This window comes from Tenacibaculum sp. L6 (genome assembly GCF_028823685.1).
In the GTDB taxonomy this organism is placed as follows: Bacteria; Bacteroidota; Bacteroidia; order Flavobacteriales; family Flavobacteriaceae; genus Polaribacter.
Window position 1 is genome coordinate 1 of record NZ_JAPEHZ010000211.1, and the last position, 306, is coordinate 306.

The following is a 306-nucleotide window of genomic DNA, read 5'->3' on the forward strand; positions in this document are numbered from 1 at the left end:
TGTGTCGTCGGTAACAGCTTCAGTGCCTTTATCGTCACCTTTATGTTCGGTAGCTATGTAAACAGCAGCACCAGTTTTATCTCCATCGAATAATTTAATCCATCTTGGAGCAGTACCTACGTAAGGAGCAATGCTGATTTCAGAACCTGTTTGTGTGAAATTTTGCCCACCTTTTACAGAATATTCAGTGTAGTTACCACCTGTATCTCCTGCATAACTAATGTTGAATATTGTGTTACCATCTTCCGAAGCTTGTAATCTGGCAGTCCTGTTTGATGGTACAATGAAACCGTTATTGAAAGGCTC

Annotated in this window: 1 pseudogene; it reads right to left on the reverse strand. The window is 40.5% G+C overall.

Annotated features, from left to right (window positions below):
• Positions 1-306: pseudogene (locus OU788_RS12760) on the reverse strand (hypothetical protein); the annotation flags it as partial.